We start from the raw sequence: 2310 nt of genomic DNA, 5'->3' as shown, positions 1-2310 counted from the left end.
CGACCACTCGGAGCATGGCGATCACGTCCGCCACCTCGGGTGTGTGCAGGAGCCCACCGAGTCCGACCACTTCGACCGGCAGACCTTTGGACCGCAAAGCCTCGGCCAGCGGGGCAGCATCGGCGTTGCGGCGGATCAACACCGCTGCCGTGGGCGTCGGGCGGTCTTCGGCACGTGCCGCCTCGTATTCTTCGGCGATCTTCTCCGCAACCCACTGACGTTCCTGTTCGACGTCTCCCAGCAGCGCCAGTCGAACGTCTCCGGCGACGGCTCCCGGCCGCGCACGAAGTGTGCTGACGGCCACACCGCGTCGGCGCAACGGTGCCGACGACAGGTTTGCCAATTCGAGAGCCTCCGGCGGGTTACGCCAACTGGTGAGCAGTTCGAGCGTCGGAGCCGGCTTTCCGTTGGCAAGCGGGAAGTCGGTTGCAAACCGTGGCAGGTTGGCCGCCGACGCGCCTCGCCAACCGTAGATCGACTGCATCGGATCGCCGACGGCTGTCAGCGCCAACCGGCCGTCGGCTCCCCCGCCGAACAACGAGGACAACAACACTCGCTGAGCGTGACCGGTGTCCTGGTACTCGTCGAGAAGAACTACCCGAAAGCGCTCACGCTCGGTTTGCCCGACCTCGGGATGTTCGGAGGCGACACGGGCCGACAGCGACATCTGGCTGCCGAAATCCAATGCGCCTTCACGCCGCAGCGTCTCACCCAGCCGGGCAACGAGGGGCAGTAGCTCGATGCGTTTGTGTTGCACATCAAGGTAATTCAAAAGCTCTTTGCTCGGCCCACCCCGCTGTTTCGGACCGGCGGGCAGAGTGTGAATCAGCTTGTCCAACTCGGTGTGAGCCTCGAGCAACTGCTCGGGGTCGACCAGGTGCTCCGCCAACTGACCGGCAAGGGCCAGAACGGTTTCGGTGATGGACCCCGGATTCTTGTCGGTGTCCAGATCACTGTCCCAGCCGCTCACGACGCGGTGCGCAACCTGCCACAGTTCGGTCTCGGACAACAGCGTCGCCGAGGGTTCGATCGGCAACAGCAGCCCGTGCTCGGACAGCAACCGTCCCGCGTAAGCATGGTAGGTACTGACTTCGGGTTCCCCGGCCAGAATCCGGGAACGCACTCCGCCGGTCGGGTCGAGTGCCCGCAAAACGTCCGAACCCGCCAGTCGCGCCAAGCGCTTGCGGATTCGCGACGTGAGCTGTTGTGCCGCTTTGCGCGTGAAGGTCAATCCGAGAACGGCCTCGGGATCGACGAAGCCGTTGGCCACCAGCCACACGACGCGAGCAGCCATCGTCTCGGTCTTACCGGCACCGGCACCGGCGACGACCAATGTCGGACCGAGCGGTGCGGCGATGACTGCCGCCTGTTCCGGCGTCGGCGGGTGTTGACCGAGCGCGACCGCCAGGTCGACAGGATCGATCTTCGGTCGGCGTGCCTTCTGCGTCGCGGCAGCCACTTAGTTACTCACCTGTCGTCCCTCGTCGTGTGCCGGGCAACTCGAGCGCACCGGGCAATGTCTACATCCGTCGTTGACCCTGGCCAGATACTGCGGCCCTTGGGTCGCTGCCGCTGCGTTGTGGATGACGTCTCGCCACATCTCGACGGCTTCGGCCGTCAGCGGCGGCTGAACTCGCTGCGCCGCACCGTCTTTCTTGTTGGACTTGGCCACGAATACCAGGCGTGCACCGCCGGGTTGTGTGGCCGGTTCGCCGGCAATCGCACCTTCGGCCGCTGCGACCTGGTACGCCGCCAACTGCGCGTGAGATTGCGCGGCCTCGTTGCTGACAGGGTTTCGCGCAGTCTTGACGTCGACAACCACCGGACGGCCTTCGGTGTCGCGCTCGAGCCGGTCGATCCGGCCACGAAGCTTGACCGCAGGCGCTCCTTCTTCGCGCGGTTCGAGGACCCCCTCGACCGCGACCTCGACGCCGACTTCGGTCAGTTCGCCGCGAGTTGCGTTCATCCAGGCGGTGAACGTCGCCAGCATCTCCCGAGTTCGATTGAGTTCGCGGCGCGAGTACCACTGCGATCCCAGATCGATGGATTCCCAGGCATTTTCGAGTGCCTTCTCGACCTGATCCGGTGGAATCCGGCCGGCCAATGCCTGCACCAAGGTATGGACCAGCGTACCGGCGATCGCATGAGTGTTGTCTCCGTCGCTGCCGCCATGACGCTCGAACACCCATCGGAGAGGGCATGTTTCGAGAATCTCGATGGTGGACGGCGATAGTGAAACCGGTCCGTCCTCGGGCTGCCACATGGGAGCAGCGGTACTCGGCTCGGCTGTGCCGTACCACTGATCCGGGT

General features: G+C 65.0%; 2 protein-coding genes. Both read right to left on the bottom strand.

Going from position 1 to position 2310, the window contains the following annotated elements; translation table 11 throughout:
• On the bottom strand, nucleotides 1–1459 hold a 1459-nt coding region (locus A2J01_RS09760; protein ID WP_156519225.1), incomplete at its 3' end, for an ATP-dependent helicase.
• Nucleotides 1460–2310 (bottom strand): RecB family exonuclease (locus A2J01_RS09755; RefSeq protein ID WP_197494193.1); only part of this gene is annotated, 851 nt, incomplete at its 5' end.

Source organism: Rhodococcus sp. EPR-134 (assembly GCF_001647205.1).
Classification (GTDB): Bacteria; Actinomycetota; Actinomycetes; order Mycobacteriales; family Mycobacteriaceae; genus Rhodococcus_F; species Rhodococcus_F qingshengii.
The sequence above is the reverse complement of the archived record's forward strand: the minus strand, read 5'-3'. Positions and strand labels throughout refer to the sequence as shown.